We start from the raw sequence: 21370 nt of genomic DNA on the forward strand, positions 1-21370 counted from the left end.
GGCTAGCACTCGATCACGTTGACGGCGAGGCCCCCGCGGGAGGTCTCCTTGTATTTGGTTTTCATGTCCGCTCCTGTCTCACGCATGGTTTTGATGGCCTTGTCCAGCGACACCTTGTGGCTGCCGTCCCCGTGGAGGGACAGTCGCGCGGCGTTGATGGCTTTCACGCTGGCGATGGCGTTCCGTTCGATGCAGGGGATCTGCACCAGGCCGCCCACCGGATCGCAGGTCAGCCCGAGGTTGTGTTCGATCCCCACTTCGGCGGCGTTTTCCACCTGCTCCGGCGTGCCGCCCAGGACCTCGCACAGGCCCGCGGCCGCCATGGAACAGGCAGAGCCCACCTCGCCCTGGCAGCCCACCTCCGCACCGGAGATGGAGGCGTTGATCTTGAAAAGAATCCCGACGGCGGCTGCCGCGAGGAGGAAGCGGACCACACCGTCGTCGTCGGCTCCGGGAACAAACTTGACGTAATAGTGCAGGACGGCAGGCACGATGCCCGCCGCGCCGTTGGTGGGGGCCGTGACAATGCGCCCGCCGGCGGCGTTTTCCTCGTTGACCGCGAGTGCGAACAGATTGACCCATTCCATGGCGCGGAAGGGGTCGGTGACGCCGGTATCGGCGGTCAGCGTGCGGAATAACGACGGCGCCCGGCGCCTGACGTTTAACCCGCCGGGCAGGATCCCTTCCGCGGCGCAGCCGTTGTCCACACATTCGCGCATGACCGCCCAGAGTCCCAGCAGCCTTTCGCGGAGTTCCGCTTCGCTGCGCCACACCAGCTCGTTGGCGAGCATCACGTCGGAGATGGACATGCCTTCGCGGCTGCAGATCGCCAGGAGTTCATCGGCGGTGGTGAACGGGTACGGCAGCACGGTGTCATCGGCCACCACCTTGTCGCCGGCGCCAGCATCCCCGTCCACCACAAAGCCGCCGCCGATCGAGTAGAAGCTCCGTTCGCTCAGCACGGTACCGGCGTGGTCGAGTGCCCGGAACGTCATGCCGTTGGGGTGGGCGGGCAGGGATTTGCGGCGGTGCAGCACCACGTCCTCGTCCCAGTTGAAGTCCACCCGGTGGTCCCCGCAGATCCTGAGTTCGGCGTCGAGCGCGGCGGCGGCCACCTGGTCGTCGGCGCTGGAGGTGTCCACCGTTTCCGGGTCCAGGCCCTGCAGGCCCAGCACCACCGCCTTGTCGGAGCCGTGGCCCCGGCCGGTGGCACCCAGCGAGCCGAACAGCTCGGCCTGGACCCGGGTGGTTGAGCTCAGGAGCCCGCCGCCCTTAAGGCCGTCGGCGAACAGCTTCGCTGCCCGCATCGGGCCGACCGTGTGTGACGACGACGGCCCGATGCCAACGGAGAACAGGTCCAGGGCGCTCAGCGCCATCAGGGCACCTCAGGGGAAGCGAACTCCCTCATGGCGTCCAGGAGCCACCGGCCCAGGAAGTCCGCGAACGAGGCCCGGGGGAAGAGCCGGAAGCTTTCCTCGCCGGTCTTCTGCAGGACCACAGGGATGTTGCCGATCTCGGTGTTCAGGGCGGTTCCCACGGTGAAGCTGCGAGGGTGCAGGTCCAGGGCACAGCCCTTTTCCAGGGCCGCGCGGGCCCGGGGGCCGGAAAGCTCGAACGTGGTGCGGTTCGCGGAGAGGTCCACCACCTGGCCCGGAGCCTCGCCCAGCGCGGCTACGAGGGAGCCGATGAGGTCACCGCCCAGGGAATCGTGGGCCTCTTCGGGTGCCACCACCAGGAACTCGGAGGGTCCCAGCCAGAGGACGCTGACGCGGTCGGTGCCGGCCACGTCGCCGCAGCGTGCCGGCAGTCCGCCGGTGACGGCGGCGATCCGTGCGCCTTCCTCGGAGCGGGGGTCCACGCGGACGCCCGCCATGGTCTGGAACGGGCCTTCGTTCAGGACCACCGTCCCCTGGATGGAGCCGGCCTCCAGTGCAGCGGCCAGGTGGGAGGCGGGGCTGCGGCGGATGTCCCGGAGTCCATTGATGCCGTTGATTGCTGCTGTGTTAGCCATCTTTGCGGGTCCCTTCGGGGTCAAAAAGTACGGTTTCTGCGACAACAACGTCAACCAGCTGGTCGCCGGCGGCGGCCACCAGGGTCTCGCCGATGCGGTTGCGGCCATTCTTGATCAGTGCCAGCGCGAAGGACCTGCCCAGCGCGGCGCTGTGGTAGCTCGAGGTCACGAAGCCCTGCATGGGCACCGGGCCGTAGGCGGGGTTGGTGCTGATGCCCTTTTCCACGAGCTGGGTGCCTTCCGGCAGCCGGATGGTGCCGTCCACGGGCAGGACGCTGACCAGGTGCTTGCGGTCCCCGCGCTGGGCGTCGGCCCGGGTGTAGGAGCGTTTGCCGATGAAGTCCTTGGCCTTGGAGACCACCCATTCCATGCCCGCGTCCTGCGGGGTGACGGTGCCGTCGGTGTCCTGCCCGACGATCGGGTAGCCCTTTTCGGCGCGGAGCACGTGCATGGTTTCGGTGCCGTAGGGGGTGATGTTGAATTCGGCGCCTGCCGCGGCCACGGCTTCCCAGGTGTTCAGCCCGTACCATGACGGCACGTTGATCTCGTAGGCCAGTTCGCCGGAGAAGGAGATCCGGCAGACCCTGGCCTGCACGCCTGAGGCGAGGGTGGTTTCGCGGAACGTCATGAACGGGAAGGCTTCCGCCTCCAGCCCGCCGCCCGCCGCCAGGTCCGGCGCCAGTTTGGCGAGCACCGCCCGGGATTTGGGCCCGACGACGGCAATGGTGGACCACTGTTCGGTCACCGAGGTGCAGTGCACGTCGAGTTCGGGCCATTCGGTCTGCAGCCATTCCTCCAGCCAGTCCAGCACCTTCGCGGCACCGCCGGTGGTGGTGGTCATGAAGAACCGGTCATCGTCGAGGCGCAGGGTGACGCCGTCGTCGAAGATCATGCCGTCCGCCATGCACATCACGCCGTAGCGGGCCGAACCCGGGGCGAGCTTCTTGAACGCGTTGGTGTAGATCCGGTTGAGGAACTCACCGGCGTCCTTGCCGCGGATTTCGATCTTGCCGAGGGTGGTGGCGTCCATAAAGCCCACGGATTCGCGGACGGCTGCGCACTCGCGGAGCACGGCGGTGTCCATGTCCTCCCCGCCCTGCGGGTAGTACCAGGGCCGCTTCCACTGCCCGACGTCCTCGAACAGTGCCCCCTGTGCCTCGTGCCACGGGTGGATGGACGTTTTGCGGGCGGGGTCGAACAGTTCGCCGCGCTGGCGTCCGGCGAGGGCAGCGAACGCCACCGGAGTGAAGGGTGCCCGGTAGGTGGTGGTGCCGATGTCGCCGATGCCCCGGGACGCTTCGCCGGCGGTCCGGAGCGCGGCGGCGATGACGCCGATCGCGTTGACCCCGGAGGTCTTGCCCTGGTCGTTGGCGGTGCTGATGGACGTGTAGCGCTTGATGTGCTCCACGGACCGCATCCCGGCGCCGGTGGAGCGCAGGACGTCGGCCACGGACTGGTCGCGCTGGAAGTCCACAAAGTGGTGGTGCCAGTCGTCCGGCGTGCCCGCCTGGCCCGGGACCAGCCAAAGCTGGCGGGTCGGGGCGGAGGCCTTCGGCTCGCCGAGGACTGACGGTTTGGTTTCCGACGCGAATCCTGCGGCGATGGCCGCGGCGGCGCCGGCGGAAATGCCCTCGGCCACGCAGTCCTCGAGTTCGAAGCTGCCGCGTCCGGAGCCGATGGTCTGCTGGTTCGGAACTATGGTGCTTGGCACGAAAGCGGCCAGTTCATCGGCCCAGCGCAGCTTGCCCTGCCGCTGGGAGTGGAGGTGCACCAGCGGGCTCCAGCCGCCGGAGACTGCCAGAAGGTCGCAGGCGATCTCTTCGACGCCGGAGGTGAGTTCGCCGTCGTCGTTGATGCTGCGGACGGTGACTGCGAACAGCCGGCCGTCATCGCCGGCTGCCGTGTTGGCCACCGCGCTGCCGATCAGCACGCGGGTGCCGGCTTCGACGGCGGCAGCTGCCACCTGGGTGAGGGCGGGACGGGCGTCGACGACGGCCGCCACCTTGACGCCGGCGGCGCGCAGGTCCGCGGCGAGGGCGTAGGCGCTGTCGTTGGTGGTGCTGATGACCACGCGCTGCCCGGCGGCGACGGCGTAGCGGTTGAGGTAGCTCCGGACGGCAGAGGCGAGCATGATGCCGGGGCGGTCGTTGTTCTCGAAGACCAGGGGCCGTTCGTGGGCGCCGGGCGCCAGCACCACCTGACTAGCACGCACGTGCCAAATCCGCTGCCGGGAAACGCCGGGCGCGGCCGGGCTGGACAGGTGGTCGGTGCGGTTCTGGACCGCGATGACGTAGTTGGCATCGTAGGCGCCGAAGGCCGTGGTGCGGTTCAGGACCGTGCTTTCGGCTCCGGAAATGAGTTCGGCTTCCACATCGGCCACCCATTCCAGGGCGGGCTTGCCTTCGATGTCCTCGGCCAGCCCGGGCGCAGTGGATCCGGACAGGAGCGATCCTCCCAGTTCGGGCTGGTCATCCATGAGCATCACGCGGGCACCGGTGCGGACCGCTTCGCGGGCGGCGGCCAGGCCGGCGGGGCCGCCGCCGATCACCAGGACGTCGGTGTGGACGTACTTCTTGTCGTATTCGGCCCGGTCTTCCTCGGGGTCCAATCGGCCCAGTCCGTTGAGGAGCTCGGCCTTGAGCCCGTCCACCAGGGTGACGGTGGTGGCGGGGAGCATGGACTCGGCCACGTCACCGGGAAAGCGCGGCGCGACTTTGACCATCGCGTTGGACTCCTCCACACCGGCGGACATGATGCCGCGGGCGCGGTCCTCGTAGAGGGAGTTGCCCGCGGAGATCCGGCCGTTGGCGAGCAGCGCGGAGGCGAGCGTGTCACCGGGGTGTCCGGTGAATTCCTCGCCGTCCACAGTGAAGCGCCAGGAGATGGTGCGGTCGATGCGTCCGCCGGCGGTGAGGCGGGCGTTCTGGGAAGTCACTTGGTTGCTCCTTCCGGGGCGGTGGTGCTGGATGAAGAGGTGCTTGGCGCGGCGTTTCCGGTGGTGGTGCTGTCAGCGGCGGTGCTGGCAGTACCGGGTTCGGAGGCTGCCGGGCCGGTCGTTGCCGGTCGGGGAGTACCCATCGCGTAGACGGCCTGGATGTCGTACGTGACGGTGTCGCGGAGCATGTTGAACCACTGGCGGCAGCCGGTGCTGTGCAGCCAGCGCTCGGCGAAGGCGCCCTTGGTGTTGTCCCGGTAGAACAGGAACTCGGCCCATTCGCGGTCGTTCAGCTCGGTGGGGTTTTCCGGGTAGGCCACGTGGGCCTGACCGCCGTAGTGGAACTCGGTCTCGTCGCGGGAGCCGCAGTTGGGGCATGGGATAAGCAGCATGTGCGTCTTCTTTCTAAAGGTCGCTGGCGGCGGCTAGTGGGCGACGGCGGCTGCGCCGTGCTCGTCGATCAGGGCGCCGGTTTCGAAGCGCTCCAGCGCAAACGGCTTGTTCAGCTTGTGCGGGGTCCCGGTGGCGATGGTGTGCGCGAACGTGAGGCCCGCGGCCGGGGTGCCCTTGAAGCCGCCGGTGCCCCAGCCGCAGTTCACGAACATGTTCTCCACCGGGGTAGTGCCAACGATGGGGGAGGCGTCCAGGGTGGTGTCCACGATGCCGCCCCACGTCCGGAGCACGTGCGCCCGGGCAAAGATGGGGAAGAGTTCGACGGCGGCAGCCATCTGGTGCTCGATCACATGGAAGGAGCCGCGCTGGCCGTAGCCGTTGTAGGAGTCCACGCCGGCGCCCATGACCAGTTCGCCCTTGTGGGCCTGGGAGACGTAGACGTGCACGTGGTTGGACATCACTACGGTGGGGTGGACCGGTTCGTGCAGTTCGGAGACCAGCGCCTGGAGCGGGTGTGACTGGATGGGGAGCCGGAAGCCAGCCATTTCCGCCAGGACCGAGCTGTGCCCGGCGGCGCAGAGGCCCACCTTTTCGGTGTTGATGGTGCCCTGGTTGGTCTTGACGCCCACCACGCGGTTGCCGTCCTTGACGAAGCCGGTGACTTCGCAGTTCTGGATGATGTCCACGCCCAGCTCGTCGCATTTGCGGGCGAAGGCCCAGGCCACGTGGTCATGCTTGGCGATGCCGGCACGAGGCTGGTAGGTGGCGCCCATGACGGGGTAGCGGATGTTGTCGTTAATGTTCAGGATGGGGCAGAGTTCCTTGACCTGCTTCGGATCCAGCCACTCGGCGTCCACGCCGTTGAGCTTGTTGGCGCCGACACGCCGGATGCTTTCGCGGACGTCACCCAGGGTGTGGGCAAGGTTCATCACGCCGCGCTGGCTGAACAGGAAGTCGTATTCGAGCTCCTCCGGCAGGATTTCCCAGAGCTTGAGGGCGTGCTCGTAGATGGCCGCGCTCTCGTCCCAGAGGTAGTTGGAACGGATGATGGTGGTGTTCCGGGCCATGTTGCCCCCGGCCAGCCAGCCCTTTTCCAGGACGGCGATGTTGGTCATCCCGTGGTTCTTGGCCAGGAAGTAGGCCGTGGCCAGGCCATGCCCGCCGCCGCCCACAATCACGGCATCGTAGGAGGACTTGGGCTCCGGGTTCCGCCAGAGGAAATCCGGGTGTTCCGGGAGCTGTTGGTTGCTCACTGGGCTGCTCCAATCATGTCAGATTCGAAAGCGGCAATGTCGGTGCCGTTATTGAGATGCGCATAAAGCGGGAACTGGTCGGCCAGAGCCGTGACCCGGGCACGGAGTACGACGGCGGCGTCGTCGCTGAGGCGTGCACCGCCGGAGGTGCCGTCCCCGGCGTCGTTGTTGCCTGTGCCAGTAACGGCGGCGATGAGCGCGGTCGCGATGATGTCCGCGACTTCGGTGAATTCGGTGGCGCCGAAGCCCCGCGTGGCAAGGGCCGGCGTGCCGATCCGGAGGCCGGAAGACACCATCGGCGGGCGCGGATCGAACGGCACGGCGTTGCGGTTGACCGTGATGCCGATCCGGTGCAGGGCGTCTTCCGCCTGCTGGCCGTCCAGTTCAGAGTGGCGAAGGTCCACCAGGACCAGGTGCACGTCCGTACCGCCGTTGACCACGGAGATTCCCGCGGCCGCAACGTCCTCACGTAGGAGGCGTTCGGCAAGCAGCTTGGACCCCTGCAGGACGCGTTCCTGGCGTTCCTTGAATTCGGGGGTGCCGGCGAGCTTGAAGGCCACGGCCTTGGCGGCGATGACGTGCTCCAGCGGGCCGCCCTGTTGGCCGGGGAACACGGCGCTGTTGATCTTGCGGGCGTACTTTTCCTTGGCGAGGATGACTCCGCCGCGAGGGCCGCCGAGGGTCTTGTGCGTGGTGGTGGTGACAACGTCGGCGTAGGGGACCGGGTTGGGATGCAGCCCTGCGGCGACGAGGCCGGCGAAGTGCGCCATGTCCACCATGAGGTAGGCGTCCACGAGGTCGGCGATCCGGCGGAACTCGGCGAAGTCGAGCTGGCGGGAGTAGGCGGACCAGCCGGCGACGATCAGCTTCGGGCGGTGTTCCAGGGCCAGCGCCTCGACCTCGGCCATATCGATCCGGAGGTCCGATTCACGCACGTGGTAGGGGACCACGTTGTAGAGCTTGCCGGAGAAATTGATCTTCATGCCGTGGGTGAGGTGGCCGCCGTGGGCCAGGCTCAGGCCCATGATGGTGTCGCCCGGGTTCAGCAGGGCGAACATGGCGGCGGCATTGGCCTGGGCGCCGGAGTGCGGCTGGACGTTGGCGAATTCGGCGCCGAACAGGGCCTTGACGCGGTCGATGGCGAGCTGCTCGATGACGTCCACGTGCTCGCAGCCGCCGTAGTAGCGCTTGCCCGGGTAGCCCTCGGCGTACTTGTTCGTCAGGACCGAGCCCTGCGCCTCCATAACCGCGGACGGGGCGAAATTCTCCGACGCGATCATTTCCAGCGTCGACTGCTGGCGGACCAGCTCATTGTTAATGGCCTGCTGGACCTCGGGATCGACTGCGGAAAGTCGCTCGTTCAACTGCTCAACCACGGATGCTCCTTTTGAAATACCACTGTTGTTATGACTGATATATCAGTGTGAGGTCAATGGTATGATTGGGATCACAGCAGAGTCAATAGCTGGAATCAAAATGGCATGGAGCTTCCGCTTGTAAGTCGGAGCCTGAACAGTGAAGAACGGAGTGGCGCCTTGAATGCACTTCTTGCCCTGCCCCCCGCGGAGGGCGAAGCGCCGTCGCAGGCCGAGGCCGCGTATAGGCAGCTGCGCGACAAGCTGATCATGCTGGAGATCCGGCCGGGTGAGCCCATTAACGACGGGCAGCTGGCGGCAGAGCTCGGATTCGGCCGCACGCCCGTGCGCGAGGCGATCAAGCGGCTTGAGGTGGACCATCTGGTGGTTTCCTATCCTCGTCGGGGGACCTTTGCCACCAATGTGGACTTCACGGAGCTCGCCGACGTCTCGGAGATCCGGGAGCTGCTGGAGCCGCTGGCTGCGCGCCGGGCCGCCAGGAGGGCAAGCGAGTCCATGCGCCGTGAACTGCTGCAGGTGGCCGATGTCATCGCGGAACTGGATCCCAGCCCGGGGGAGTCCCGCGACCTGATGCGCTACGACCTGACCGTGCACCGGCTGATCTACAAGGCGGCCGCCAACCCGCACCTGGAAGACACGCTCATCCGCTACGACAACCTGGCCACGCGCATCTGGTGCCTGGTCCTGGACAAGGTGCCCTCCGTGAGCGGCCACATCACCGAGCATGTGGAGCTGCTCAAGGCGGTGGCCGCGGGGGACGCCGACAAGGCAGGCGAACTGGCCCTGCATCACGTCACCAGCTTTGAGGAAACCATCCGCAAGGTGCTCTAAGCCGCCCCGGAACCCTCTCTCACTCAAGGTTGGCACGTAGGGACTTTCCGCAATAAAAACGGAAACGCTCTCTCACCTCCTGCAACCAAAACGGAAATGCTCTCTCACCCGGGTGAGAGAGCGTTCCCTAAATTCCTGCAGGAAGTGAGAGAGCGTCCTGGAAGGCTAGATGATCGCGGCGCGCAGCTCCTTCGCTGCCAGGGCGGGGTCGTCGGCGCTGTAGATGGACCCGCCGACGACGGCGACGTCGGCCCCGGCGCGCTGCACGGCTTCGATGGTGGAGATGTTCACTCCGCCGGCCACGGAGAACGGCACGCGGGCCTCTTCCCCGGCGCTGAGGAGCACGTCCAGGTTGTAGCCCGGCTTGGCCTGCTCGTCCAGTCCGGCGTGGAACTCGATGAACTTGGCTCCGAGGGCGCGGGCTTCCCTGGCGCGGGTCACCTTGTCCGCCACGCCGATCAGGTCCACAACGATGCCCTTGTTGTGGGCCTTCGCTGCCTTGACCGCGCCGGCGATGGTGGAATCGTCGGCGCCGCCGAGCACGGACACCAGGTCTGCACCTGCGCTGAACGCGATGTCGGCTTCGAGCTCGCCTGCGTCCATGGTCTTCAGGTCGGCGAAGACGATCTTGTCCGCGTGGGCGGTCTTGACGGCGGTAACGGCGGACAGCCCGGCGTTCTTCACCAGCGGCGTTCCGAGCTCGATGATGTCAACGTATTCGGCGACCTTGCCGGCGAGGTCGAGGGCGGCTTCGATGGTCAGGACGTCCATGGCTACTTGCAGTTTCATGTGGGTTCTTCTTTCGGGTTGGGGGAGCGTTCTTGCTGAAACAGGGTTGGAACGGCGCGGCTTGGTTATTCGAGGTTCGCGTGGCGCTGCCAGAGGTCTTCCGGTGACGCAGCATCATCGTCCCAAAGGCTCTGGAACACCGCCTCGGTAGTGGTGAACAGCACCTGCTCAAAGAGGCTGCCCGAATACTGCCGGGACGCCGCCGAGCCGTGGTCAGTCTTTTGGGCGGCGGGGATAAGTACGACGGCGATAGCAACGGCCGCGAGCGGGGAACCGGAGCTGGTGGTGTAGGCAGCCACCCGGGCACCTTGGGCGGCCGCGGTTTCCGCCGCCGTGACGACGCCGGCGGTGGTCCCGGAGCCGGAGGCTGCCAGCAGCAGGTCGCCGGCGCGGATGGCCGGAGCCGTGGTCTCACCGACCACGTGCACCGTCAGGCCGAGATGCATGAGCCGCATGGCCGCCATTTTCAGGACAAGGCCGCTGCGTCCGGCGCCGGTCACGAAGATCCGGTCGGCCAGCCTGAGCTCGGTGACGAGGGCTGCGACCTGCACCGGGTCAACGCGCTCTGACGCAGCCCTGATCTCGCCCAGGACCAGAGCCCGGTTCCGGTCAAGGGCCTTGGACGTTCCGGCCAGGCCGGCTGGACTGGTTTCTGCGGTGACACTCATTGGCGCCAGCCTCCTTCGTTTGTGACTCCTTCATCCTGTCCCGTCCGTTGAGTGGGGCCAACGCCATCATCGGACGGTCCTGACTACCCAAACGGGTAGGAAGCGGACGCCGCACCCGTAAACTGGGCAGGTGGAAACGTCCAATGCAGCCCTGCTCGAAGCCATCGCCGCCCTGTCCACCGCCCCGCTGGCCACCATCGCACAGCGGCTGCGGGAGGCCATCCTGCCCTATCTCGGCAGCAGCGCCCTGGTCATCTTCACCGAGGACTGCACGGGGCGGCCCCAGAAGAAAGCCGGCGACGAGGCCATCATCAGCCGGGTGTCCATCGCCGAGCTGGACCACCTCCGGGCGTCGCTGGCGGATGGCAGCGGCGACGGCGACACCTGGCGCGGAGAAGCAACCCTCGGCGGCGAACCACGCCCGGTCCTGGCACTGTCCTCACCCAGCAACGCACTGCTGGTCCTCGCCAATCCAGAGCCCCTGCCGGACCCCGCCGGCCACGAAGAGGCCGAACGCATGCTCCGCTATCTCTGGACGCTGGCGGCCGAACGGATCCGCGAGAAGGTGGCTGATGCGCCGCCGTCGTACCTCATCGAATCCCGCGCGGCCTCGGCCGAACGCTTAAGGGTGACCGCCGAACTGGTGGACCGCCACTCCACCACCTTGGAAACCGTGCTTGCCGCGCTGAGATCGCCGGCACTGAGTGACGACTTGGCGCGGAAGTCCGCCACCGACGTCGCCGCCCGGGCACTCGTAGGGCTACGCACGCTCAGCGACCGCACCACGGAACTCGTGGAGGAACCCGTCGCCACCGCGTTCCAGCGTCTCCGCGAGGACCTCAAGCCACTGGTGAACTTCAGCGGCATCGACGTCCAGTTCATCGAGCCTCCCGTCAACGGCCGAGCCGTGCCCGGCGAAGTGGCTCATGCTGCCCGGGCGATCGTCCGCGGGCTGGTCCTGGCCATGATGGACCAAAGCGGTGTCCGCCGGATCCGCGCGCAGTGGGATTGCGACGGCGGGAACCTCCTGGTCAACGTCCGCGACGACGGGCCCGGCGAACTGTCCGCGGCGGCGCCGTCCATGGCCCGCCTCGCCCAGCGCGTCGAAGCCCTGGACGGCAGCATGTCGGTGGACGTGATGCCCGGCTGGGGTGCCGACGTCGCCGTCGCCCTCCCGCTCGACCCGCCGGCGAGGCAACTGGCCGACGTCTCCGACTGGAAACTCGGGGACCGCGAACTGGAGGTCCTCCAGCTGCTGGCCGCCGGCCAGCGGAACCGGGCCATCGCCGCGAAACTGCACATCAGCGAAAACACGGTGAAGTTTCACCTCCGCAACATCTACCGGAAGGTGGGCGCCTCGTCGCGTACCGAAGCCATCGCGATGGCCCACAGCAGCGGCCTGCGCTGACTACCGGCCGCGTAACGCAATACCGGCTCCCACGTGTCTGGCGGCATAGGATCGGAAGTGGGGAACTAACTGATAGGACGCTCTAAGCGGCCTTCGTGGCGGGCAGGCAAGCCGCACACTACTTGAGAGTATGGATCATGGCTTCGAACAATGACCGCGAATCCGACGTCGATGCGGACTCAGGCCAGCACGGCGGCGTCCAGTCCGTGGACCGGGCCCTGGCGGTCCTGGAGATCCTGGCGCGCGACGGCCATGCCGGCGTGAGCGACATCGCCGAAGAGATGGGCATCCACAAATCCACTGTCTCCCGGCTGCTGGGTTCGCTGGTGAGCCGGGAAATGGTCCACCAGAACAGCGAGCGGGGAAAGTACCAGCTGGGCTTCGGCATCCTCCGGCTGGCAAGCTCCATCCCCGGGCGGCTCAGCCTGGTCCGTGAAGCCCGGCCGGTGCTGGAAAGCCTCGCGGAGGAATTCAAGGAGACGGTGAACCTCGCGGTCCTGCGTTCCAACTACGCCGTCAACGTGGACCAGGCCATGGGCCCGTCCACGCTGGCCACGTATGACTGGGTGGGCAGCCTGACACCCCTGCACGCGACGTCGAGCGGGAAGGTACTGCTGGCGGCGCTGCCCGCGGACGAGCGGGACCGCGTCCTGAAAGAGACCGGGCTGCCGCCCCGGACTCCGCGGACCATCACCAACAGGAAAGAGCTCGAAACCCAGTTGATCGACGTCGCCCGTGATGGTTACGGGGTGGTGCGGGAGGAATTCGAAATCGGGCTCACTGCGGCCGCCGTTCCCGTCTTCAACCATATGGGAGCGGTCATCGGTGCAGTCAGTATCTCCGGGCCGGCCTTCCGCTTTGATCCGGAATCGGCGCCGGGACTCCTCGAAGCGCTGAAGCAGGCCGGCCTGCAGATCAGCGCAAAGATGGGCTACACCGGGCGTTAAACGCCAAACCGGTGATCGAGCTTGTCGAGATCCAGGTTCCGACAATCTCAACCACCGGCTACTGTGGCGAAAACTCAGGAGACGAGGCTGGCCGGGAACTCGTGCCGGACGAGGGTTTCAGCGCGCTCCTCCAGCGGCGGGGTGCTGTCGGTGAGGCCCAGCCGCACCTCCCCTGACTGGGCGATGTCACCCACTTTTTCCTGTACCCAGTCGTGGAAGGCGCTGATGTGGTGCTCGCTTGGGACCAGCACACCGCCCTTGGCGTAGGTCTTCGACGCCATTCCGGGCTGGCAGCGTTCGCAGGCGTCGAAGTCCTGCATGTTCACGCGGTGGAACAGCTCCACCGAAGCGCTGACATCCTTGCCGCTCTCCACAACACTGGGCAGGTACAGCCAATCGCATTCCACGATGGTGTGGTCCGCGGCCATGGGGAACATGCGGTGGATGATCACGTGGTCCGGGACCAGGTTCACAAACACCGTGGGCTTGATGGTGATGGCATAGTAGCGGCGGTCCTGGCCCTCCTCAATGCCCGGAATCAGGTCGAGCCCCTCGGAGCCATCTATGGTGAAGCCTTTGACGTCCTCACCGAACTCCGCGCCGTGCCCCACGAAGTACTGCGCGGCCAGGCCGTCCGCGAACTCCGGCAGGACCTCCGTCAGTTCCGGGTGGATGGTGGCACAGTGGTAGCACTCCATGAAGTTCTCGATGATGAGCTTCCAGTTCGCCTTCACGTCGTAGCGGATGCGGCGGCCGAGGCTGAGGTTGGCCACGTCGTAGCCTTCGATCGCCTTCAGGTCCCCGAGCCGTTCCTCGATGGCACCCATCACGTCCTCTTCGAACGACGGCGGCTCGTCCGCCAGGCACACCCAGACGTAGCCCAGGTATTCGCGGATGTGGACTTTCACCAGGCCGTATTCGTCGCGGTCGATATCCGGCATCTTGGTGAGGTTGGGCGCCGCGATGAGCTTGCCCTCGAAGTCGTAGGTCCAGGCGTGGTATGGGCACTGGAATGAGCGTGCAGCTTCACCCTGCTCTTCCATGCACAGCTTGACGCCGCGGTGCCGGCAGACGTTGTAGAAGGCGCGGATCCCGCCCTTGCGGGTGCGGCTGATCAGCACGCTTTCCCGCCCGATCTGGACTGTCCGCCAGGCGCCCGGCTTGTCCAGGTCGGCCGAGCGGATGGCACAGAACCACATCTGCTCGAAGATCCGCTCCTGCTCTGCGCGGAACACGCCCTCATCCACATACGTGTGGCCGGGAAGGGTGGGGATCAGACTCGGGGCAGTTACCTCAACAGACAATTTGTCCTCCTAACGAACAAAGATCAACTAACAACACAGGCCATAACGCGGGGTTTCAGGTTTGGAGCGTCGGAACAGGGCTTTCAGGACACGACGGCGGCCCCCACGAGTCCGGGAACGTCCAGCCGGACAGGTGCTGCCACATCGGGTGCCGGCGCCGCGAGGCTCCGGCGCCACTTGGTAAACAGCCGGGGCTGGTTCATGCCGAGGACCGCCACTGCCACATCATCGCGGTAGTAGACGGCCAGGCAGCAGTGCGCGTTGACGTCGCCCACTTCGATCTCCACCCGGTCGTAGCCGGCGGAATGGCCGGCGAACTGCAGCTTCACGCCGTACTGGTCGGACCAGAAATAGTGCGGCTTGGCCGGGCGGGGCGCAGCGTCGGCATCCAGGAGTGCCTCGACGGCGACGGCGGCCCGCTCCAGGGCGCCGGTCCAGTGCTCCATCCGGCGGTGCGTGCCCGACGCCTGGTCGAACCAGGCGGCGCAGTCGCCCACGGCCACGATTCCCGGCATGCCGGTCCGTCCCATGGAGTCGCACAGCACGCCGCCGCGCAGCTCCAGGCCGGAGCCCTCCAGCCACCCGGTGTTGGGCTCGGCTCCAATGCCAACCACGACGACGTCGGCGGCCACGTAGCGTCCTCCGGCCAGTCGGATTCCGGTGACGTTGCCTTCGCCGCTGTAGAAGTCCTCGATCACGGCAGAGGAAATGAGCTCCACTCCGTTGACGGCGTGCAGGCCGGCAACCACGCCGCCCATCTCGGTTCCGAGCTGCGCGGCGAACGGGACGGGCTTGGTATCGATCATGGTCACTTCCATGCCCCGCGACGCGGCGGCTGCGGCAACTTCGGCGCCGATGAAGCCGGCACCGATCACGGCCATCCTGCTTCCGGGCACCAGCTCGGGGGCAAGGCTCTGTGCGTCCGCGAGCGTGCGGAGCGTAAAGACATTGCTGAGACCGGCCAGCGTGGGCAGTCGCCGCGCCCTGGCGCCCGTCGCGATCACGATGCCGTCCGCCTGTATGGTGCGGCCGTCCTTAAGGAGGATGGTCCGGGACGACGCATCCAGGGAAACGGCCTCGGCACCCAGCACCCACTCGGCTGCCAGCTCGTCGGCGTCGGTCTCCAGGAAGAGGTCCTCTGCCGAGATCGCGCCGAGCAGGAAGTCCTTGGATAGGGGCGGGCGGTCGTACGGCCGGTGGGGTTCATCGCCGATGATGACCAGCCGTCCGGTAAAGCCTTGGGCGCGGACCGCCCGGGCGGCGGACAGTCCCGCCAGGGAGGCTCCGATAATCGCAAGCGTCTGCATCAATACGGCCTCTTTCAATTGCTTCTTGCGCAACAACAATCGCTATATGCAACAGCGTGATCTATGCCACGGTCACTGTCAAGGGTGGAAAGCCAGGAAGTCGGGAGGCCGCAACAGAAGGGAAAACCCTTGACAAGCACTGTGAGCTGGCGCACTGTGTTGCATATGGCGATTGCTGTTGTTCACTACGGAACGTTGCGGCCATCGCGGCAGACATAAGGGTCCCCGAAGAAAACAAGAGGTCCAACCATGCACAAGGCATGCCCGCTCAGTGAACTGGCTCCCGGGGAAGCGCTGCGGCTCGATACGTCGCCGCCCATCGCCGTCTTCCACACCGAGGAAGGCGAGCTCTTTGCCATCGACGACACATGCACCCACCAGGACGCCTCGCTGGCGGACGGCTGGGTGGAGGACTGCTGGGTGGAATGCCCGCTGCACGCCTCCAGGTTCAACCTGCGCACGGGAAGCGTCGACGCGCCGCCGGCCAAGCTGCCGGTGCGCTCCCACGAAGTAACAGTGATCAATGGCGACATCATGATCACCGAATCCACGGAGGTCCCCAACCTTCCCCCCGGCCTGACAGTGGACGGCCACGTATAGCACCAGCCCATGCATCCGAACAAAAGGACTTGCTCATGGCTTTGAACAGCGACACCCGCGCGGACGACACCCGCACGGCCAACGAAATCAGCGTTGACACAGACTCCCTTCCGATAAATGTCCAGGATCAGCTCGCCGAGGCCGAGGACACCGAGCAGATCATGCAGGAACTCCGCCAGGCCCGGTCCGAACAGGCGGTGACAAACCGCCGCAACCGCAAGCTCACCCTCGACAAAACCACCTTCGGCATCACCGGAGCCCTCGCCCTGGCGTTTGTGGCCTGGGGCTTCCTCGGCCGGGACAGCCTGGCCTCCACATCAACCCTCGCCCTCAACTGGGTCATGGAGTACACCGGCTGGCTCTTTATGGTCCTGGCATCATTGTTTGTTGTCTTCGTCCTCTGGCTGGCCCTTGGTAAATGGGGCAACATCCCACTGGGCAAGGACGGGGAAAAGCCCGAGTTCAGGACGGTCTCCTGGGTCTCCATGATGTTTGCCGCGGGCATGGGCATCGGCCTCATGTTCTACGGTGTGGCCGAACCGCTCTACCACTACATCTCTCCGCCCCCCGGAACCGTGGACGGGAGTACTCCCGCAGCCATCCAGACGGCCATGGCCACCTCCATCTTTCACTGGACCCTCCACCCCTGGGCCATGTACGCCGTCGTGGGCATCGCCATGGCCTACGGCACCTACCGCCTGGGACGCAGGCAGCTGATCTCCGCAGCGTTTACCTCGCTGTTCGGCATCAGGACTGTGGAAGGGCCGGTGGGGAAGTTCATCAACATCCTCGCCATCTTCGCCACGCTCTTCGGCACCGCCGCTTCGCTCGGCCTAGGTGCACTGCAGATCGGCAGCGGCCTGACATCGAACGGCTGGATCGGCGAAATCGGCACCCCCGTCCTGGTGGCTATCGTCGCCATCCTGACGGCCTGTTTCGTTGCCTCGGCTGTCTCCGGCATCAGCCGCGGCATCCAGTGGCTGTCCAACATCAACATGGTCCTGGCCGTGATCCTGGCGCTCATCGTCTTCATCGCCGGGCCAACCCTGTTCATCCTCAACCTCATCCCCGCCGCAGTAGGAGACTACGCCAGGGACCTGGCCGAAATGTCCTCCCGCACGGAGGCCGTCGGTGACGAGGCGTTGCGCAAGTGGATGTCCGGCTGGACCATCTTCTACTGGGCCTGGTGGGTATCCTGGACGCCTTTTGTTGGCATGTTCATCGCCCGGATCAGCCGGGGCCGAACGATCCGCCAGTTCGTTACCGGCGTCCTGCTGGTCCCCAGCATCGTCAGCGTCATCTGGTTCGGAATCTTTGGCGGAACCGCCTTCCACGTCCAGCAGGAAGCGGACAAGGCGGGCACGCCCGGCCTGGTGTCCATGGCTGACGGAACGCCTTCCATATCCTTCGACGGCGCCCTCTTCGACCTGGTAAAGAACATGTCCATGCCTGCCTGGCTGACCACGGCGGTCATCATCCTGGCCATGGTCCTGGTGGCCATCTTCTTCATCACCGGAGCCGACTCGGCGTCGATCATCATGGGGTCACTGAGCTCCAATGGGTCCTCCGATCCGAAACGAGGCCTCGTGATTTTCTGGGGCCTCCTCACCGGTGCCGTGGCGGCGGTCATGCTGCTGGCCGGCGGTGACGAGCCCTCGGAAGCCCTGTCCGGTCTACAACGCATCACCATTGTGGCGGCGCTGCCGTTCGTTCTGGTCATGCTGCTGCTGTGCTTCGCCCTCGTCAAGGACCTGCGCCGGGACCCAATGTCCCTCAGGCGCCGGCTGGCGGACTCAGTGGTAGAACGTGCCATCCGCGAGGGCGTGGACCAGCATGGGGGAGTCCAGTTCGACCTGGTGACCAGGCATGAGTGCGGCGGTCGCTGTTCAGCCGACAGCCCATGTCCTGGCGACGCCACCAAGCCCACACAGGCACTTTAGGAGAACTTCGTGACCACCATCATTGAAAGCCGCCCTCCGCGCAGCGTCACGGCCGTCACGGCCGCTGCGGGTGCTGCGACCGCGGCCGCCAAAACCCGCCGCGCCGAATTTGTCCTCACGCTGTCCTGCCCCGAACAGCCCGGCATCGTCCGGGCCGTGACGGCCTTCCTGGCCGACCGCGGGTTCGACATCGTAGAGCACCAGCAGTTCGACGACCACGTCAGCGGCAACCTTTACCTGCGCACGGCCTTCACTGGCGGCGACGGTGACCAGGTCCGCCCGGATCCGTGTTTGGGCGGGCTCGGTTTCGGCAAGCTCAACCACCGGGATGTGGAGAGCCTCACCGCAGAGTTCGCGCCGACGGCCCACGAATTCGGGATGGATTTCAGCATCCACGACGGCAGGCCGCAGCGGCTGCTGGTGATGGTCTCGAAGTTCGGGCACTGCCTGAACGACCTGATCTTCCGCTGGCAGGCGGGCAGCCTGGGTGCGGAGATCGCCGTCGTGGTTTCCAACCACGAGGACCTGCGCGCCATGGCCGAAGCCGCCGGCCTGCCCTTTATCCACGTGCCGGTGACGGCTGGCACTAAACCCGAAGCGGAGGCCCGGCTGCTGGAACTCGTGGCCGAGTACAACGCGGACCTGGTGGTCCTGGCCCGCTACATGCAGGTGCTGTCCAACGACCTGTGCACCAGTCTGCGCGGCCGGGCCATCAACATCCACCATTCGTTCCTGCCCGGCTTCAAGGGCGCCAAGCCCTACCACCAGGCCTATGACCGCGGCGTGAAGCTCGTCGGGGCAACGGCGCACTACGTGACGCCGGACCTTGATGAGGGCCCCATCATCGAGCAGGAGGTCTTCCGTGTGGACCACAGCCTGGATGCCGAAGCCCTGGTGACCGTAGGCCGGGACGCGGAATCCCAGGCCCTGTCCCGCGCCGTGAAGTGGCATTGCCAGCACCGAGTCCTGCTCAACAACACGCGCACCGTCGTATTCCGCTAACGCGAACACCCTCCAAGCCAACCAGGAGAACCACTTATGAGCGCATCACCACGCGTTGTCATCATCGGCGCCGGCATCGTCGGCACCAACCTCGCGGACGAACTCGCCACCCGCGGCTGGACCAACATCACGGTGGTTGAACAGGGGCCGCTGGAGCTGGCCGGCGGTTCCACTTCGCACGCCCCCGGCCTCGTCTTCCAGACCAACCCGTCCAAAACGATGACCGAATTCGCCAGCTACACGGTGGACAAGCTGCTCTCCCTCAAGAACGACGGAGAGTCCTGCTTCAACCAGGTGGGCGGCCTTGAGCTGGCCACCACCGAGGCGCGGCTGCAGGACCTCAAACGCAAGCTCGGCTACGCCACGTCCTGGGGCATCGAAGGCCGGATCATCGACCCCGACGAGTGCGAGAAGTATTACCCGCTGCTGAACACCGGGGCGCTTGCCGATGGCCGCCGCATCCTCGGCGGCCTTTACGTCCCCACCGACGGCCTGGCCCGCGCGGCCCGCGCGGTCCAGCTGCTGATCAGCCGGGCACGCCAGGCCGGCGTGACCTTCCTCGGCTCCACCGCCGTGACCGGGATCGAACAGGCGGGCGGCAAGGTCACCGGCGTCGAAACGGCCGACGGCGTGATCCCGGCCGACATCGTGGTGTCCTGCGCCGGCTTCTGGGGCCGCGAACTCGGCAAGCTGGTGGGCCTGAAGGTCCCGCTGCTGCCGCTGGCGCACCAGTACGTCAAGACCACCCCGCTGAACGGGCTGCGCGGAGTCAACGATCTTCCCAACGGGGCCAGCAAGCCCATCCTGCGCTACCAGGACCGCGACCTGTACTTCCGCGAGCACGGTAACCGGATCGGCATCGGCAGCTACGCACACAAGCCGATGCCCGTGGACATGGAACAGCTGCCCCGCGTCGGCGCGGAGGAGATGTCCGATCACCACATGCCTTCCCGCCTGGCCTTCACGCTGGAAGATTTCGCCCCGGCCTGGGAGGACTGTCAGGACCTGCTGCCGGCCCTGCACGCAACCCAGATCAATGACGGCTTCAACGGCATCTTCTCCTTCACTCCCGACGGCGGTCCGCTGATGGGGGAGTCGCCCGACGTCGGGGGCTTCTTTGTTGCCGAGGCTGTCTGGGTCACCCATTCGGCCGGCGTGGCCAGAGCGATGGCCGAGCTGCTGATCGAGGGCCAGTCACGGACCGACCTGCACGGCTGTGAGCTCAACCGCTTCGAGAAGGTCCAGACGTCCGACCAGTACGTCAGCGAAACGTCGCAGCAGAACTTTGTGGAAATCTACGACATCCTGCACCCGCTGCAGCCCAAGGAATCCCCGCGGGACCTGCGGGTCAGCCCGTTCAACGCCCGGCAGAAGGAGCTCGGGGCGTTCTTCCTGGAGTCTGCCGGCTGGGAGCGGCCGCACTGGTTCGAGGCCAACCGCGGCCTCCTCAACGAACTGCCGGCCGAATGGCAGGCGCCGGAGCGGGACGAGTGGGCGGCAATGTTCCATTCTCCGATCTCCGCCGCCGAAGCGTGGAAGACCCGCACCGCCGTCGGGCTTTATGACATGACGCCGCTGAAGCGGCTGGAGGTCAACGGGCCGGGTGCTCAGGCACTGCTGCACCGCCTGAGCACCGGCAATATCGCCAAGAAGCCCGGTGCCGTCACCTACTGCCTGCTGCTGGCGGACGACGGCGGCATCCGCAGCGACGTGACGGTGGCCCGGCTCGCGGAGGAGCAGTTCCAGCTGGGCGTGAACAGCAACGTGGACTTCGACTACCTGCGCGTCGAGGCCAGGAAGCAGTCGGCCGCGAATCCCGCCCAGTGGGTGCACGTCTCCGACATCACGGGCAGCACCTGCTGCATCGGGCTGTGGGGGCCGCTGGCACGCGAGGTGATCGGCAAGGTCAGCGGGGACGACCTCACCAACGACGGGCTGAAGTACTTCCGGACCAAGGAAATCTCGGTGGGCGGCATCCCCGTCACGGCCATGCGGCTCTCCTACGTGGGCGAGCTCGGCTGGGAGCTGTACACCACTGCCGAGTACGGGCTGAAGCTCTGGGACCTGCTGTTTGAGGCCGGGCAGGAGCACGGCATCATCGCGGCCGGGCGTGGTGCCTTCAACAGCATGCGGCTCGAGAAGGGCTACCGGCTCTGGGGCACGGATATGACGTCCCAGCACCACCCCTATGAGTCCGGCCTGGGCTTCTCGATCGCCAAGGACAAGGAGGGCTTTGTGGGCCGGGAGGCGCTGGCCGCCCGCAAGGAGCAGCCGTCCACCCGGGCGCTGCGGTCCCTGACTGTCGACGACGGCACCTCCGTCGTGCTGGGCAAGGAACCGGTGTACGTGGCCGGGGAAGCCGTTGGTTACGTCACCAGCGCCGCCTACGGCTACTCGGTCCGCAAGCCGATCGCGTATGCCTGGCTTCCGGCGTCGGTCTCTGTCGGTGATTCCGTGGAAATCGAGTACTTCGGGAAGCGCATCGCCGCGACCGTCACGGCCGAGCCGCTCTTCGATCCCGGCATGGAGCGCCTGCGCGGCTGAGTTGCCGCCTGGGCCTCGGTGGTTGAGCTTGTCGAAACCCGGCAGGCTCAACCGTGTCGCTT

The 21370-nt window shown here is 66.4% G+C and carries 17 protein-coding genes; 7 read left to right on the forward strand and 10 right to left on the reverse strand.

The window, feature by feature from the left end; all coding sequences use genetic code 11:
- Window positions 1–2: 2 nt before the first annotated feature.
- Genes ASG77_RS16540 through glyA form a run of 6 tightly spaced genes read right to left on the reverse strand, consistent with a single transcriptional unit; the run spans window position 3 to window position 7968 of the window.
- Window positions 3–1376: an L-serine ammonia-lyase gene (locus ASG77_RS16540; RefSeq protein ID WP_056347524.1), complete on the reverse strand. Its 1374-nt coding sequence runs from the start codon at window positions 1374–1376 to the stop codon at window positions 3–5.
- Complete coding sequence (locus ASG77_RS16545) at window positions 1376–2011, reverse strand: sarcosine oxidase subunit gamma (RefSeq protein WP_056347527.1); 636 nt, start codon at window positions 2009–2011, stop codon at window positions 1376–1378. Before ASG77_RS16545 ends, ASG77_RS16540 begins: the two co-directional genes overlap by 1 nt.
- Window positions 2004–4946, reverse strand: coding sequence for a sarcosine oxidase subunit alpha family protein (locus tag ASG77_RS16550; protein WP_056347528.1), 2943 nt, complete (start codon window positions 4944–4946; stop codon window positions 2004–2006). Before ASG77_RS16550 ends, ASG77_RS16545 begins: the two co-directional genes overlap by 8 nt.
- Window positions 4943–5338, reverse strand: a complete 396-nt coding sequence (locus tag ASG77_RS16555) for a sarcosine oxidase subunit delta (protein ID WP_056347531.1) — start codon at window positions 5336–5338, stop codon at window positions 4943–4945. The genes ASG77_RS16550 and ASG77_RS16555 overlap by 4 nt, the downstream gene beginning before the upstream one ends.
- 33 nt (window positions 5339–5371) lie before the next feature.
- Window positions 5372–6592 (reverse strand): sarcosine oxidase subunit beta family protein, encoded by a 1221-nt coding sequence (locus tag ASG77_RS16560; RefSeq protein WP_056347533.1) that lies wholly within the window; start codon window positions 6590–6592, stop codon window positions 5372–5374.
- Window positions 6589–7968 carry a serine hydroxymethyltransferase gene (gene glyA, locus ASG77_RS16565; RefSeq protein ID WP_056347535.1) on the reverse strand — a complete coding sequence of 460 codons (1380 nt, stop codon included), beginning with the start codon at window positions 7966–7968 and terminating at the stop codon, window positions 6589–6591. The genes ASG77_RS16560 and glyA overlap by 4 nt, the downstream gene beginning before the upstream one ends.
- Window positions 7969–8127: 159 nt before the next feature.
- Between glyA and ASG77_RS16570 the strand changes: the two genes are divergently transcribed.
- Entirely contained in the window at window positions 8128–8799 is a 672-nt protein-coding gene (locus ASG77_RS16570) for a GntR family transcriptional regulator (protein ID WP_056347536.1), read from the forward strand.
- A 165-nt stretch (window positions 8800–8964) separates the two neighbouring features.
- Here ASG77_RS16570 and hxlA read toward each other — a convergent pair whose 3' ends face one another.
- Entirely contained in the window at window positions 8965–9588 is a 624-nt protein-coding gene (gene hxlA / locus ASG77_RS16575; protein WP_056347537.1) for a 3-hexulose-6-phosphate synthase, read from the reverse strand.
- A 65-nt stretch (window positions 9589–9653) separates the two neighbouring features.
- Window positions 9654–10256: a 6-phospho-3-hexuloisomerase gene (gene hxlB, locus ASG77_RS16580; RefSeq protein WP_056347539.1), complete on the reverse strand. Its 603-nt coding sequence runs from the start codon at window positions 10254–10256 to the stop codon at window positions 9654–9656.
- Between the two features lie 130 nt (window positions 10257–10386).
- Between hxlB and ASG77_RS16585 the strand changes: the two genes are divergently transcribed.
- Complete coding sequence (locus ASG77_RS16585) at window positions 10387–11664, forward strand: helix-turn-helix transcriptional regulator (RefSeq protein WP_056347541.1); 1278 nt, start codon at window positions 10387–10389, stop codon at window positions 11662–11664.
- Window positions 11665–11801: 137 nt separating this feature from the next.
- Complete coding sequence (locus ASG77_RS16590; protein ID WP_056347543.1) at window positions 11802–12611, forward strand: IclR family transcriptional regulator; 810 nt, start codon at window positions 11802–11804, stop codon at window positions 12609–12611.
- Window positions 12612–12685: 74 nt separating this feature from the next.
- On the opposite strand, the gene ASG77_RS16595 is transcribed toward ASG77_RS16590, so the two are convergent.
- Together ASG77_RS16595 and ASG77_RS16600 are read right to left on the reverse strand one after the other, a co-directional pair.
- On the reverse strand, window positions 12686–13915 hold the full coding sequence (locus tag ASG77_RS16595; RefSeq protein ID WP_056347544.1) for an aromatic ring-hydroxylating oxygenase subunit alpha: 1230 nt from the start codon (window positions 13913–13915) through the stop codon (window positions 12686–12688).
- A gap of 83 nt (window positions 13916–13998) precedes the next feature.
- Window positions 13999–15222 (reverse strand): NAD(P)/FAD-dependent oxidoreductase, encoded by a 1224-nt coding sequence (locus tag ASG77_RS16600; protein WP_056347546.1) that lies wholly within the window; start codon window positions 15220–15222, stop codon window positions 13999–14001.
- Between the two features lie 249 nt (window positions 15223–15471).
- Here ASG77_RS16600 and ASG77_RS16605 point away from each other — a divergent pair, with 249 nt between their 5' ends.
- Genes ASG77_RS16605 through ASG77_RS16620 form a run of 4 tightly spaced genes read left to right on the forward strand, consistent with a single transcriptional unit; the run spans window position 15472 to window position 21308 of the window.
- Window positions 15472–15822, forward strand: a complete 351-nt coding sequence (locus ASG77_RS16605) for a bifunctional 3-phenylpropionate/cinnamic acid dioxygenase ferredoxin subunit (protein WP_056347548.1) — start codon at window positions 15472–15474, stop codon at window positions 15820–15822.
- A 35-nt stretch (window positions 15823–15857) separates the two neighbouring features.
- On the forward strand, window positions 15858–17762 hold the full coding sequence (locus ASG77_RS16610) for a BCCT family transporter (protein WP_056347550.1): 1905 nt from the start codon (window positions 15858–15860) through the stop codon (window positions 17760–17762).
- A gap of 9 nt (window positions 17763–17771) precedes the next feature.
- Entirely contained in the window at window positions 17772–18764 is a 993-nt protein-coding gene (purU, locus tag ASG77_RS16615; protein WP_082576113.1) for a formyltetrahydrofolate deformylase, read from the forward strand.
- A 36-nt stretch (window positions 18765–18800) separates the two neighbouring features.
- Window positions 18801–21308 carry a GcvT family protein gene (locus tag ASG77_RS16620; RefSeq protein WP_056347552.1) on the forward strand — a complete coding sequence of 836 codons (2508 nt, stop codon included), beginning with the start codon at window positions 18801–18803 and terminating at the stop codon, window positions 21306–21308.
- Window positions 21309–21370: the final 62 nt, after the last annotated feature.

Source organism: Arthrobacter sp. Soil762 (genome assembly GCF_001428335.1).
Taxonomy (GTDB): Bacteria; Actinomycetota; Actinomycetes; order Actinomycetales; family Micrococcaceae; genus Arthrobacter.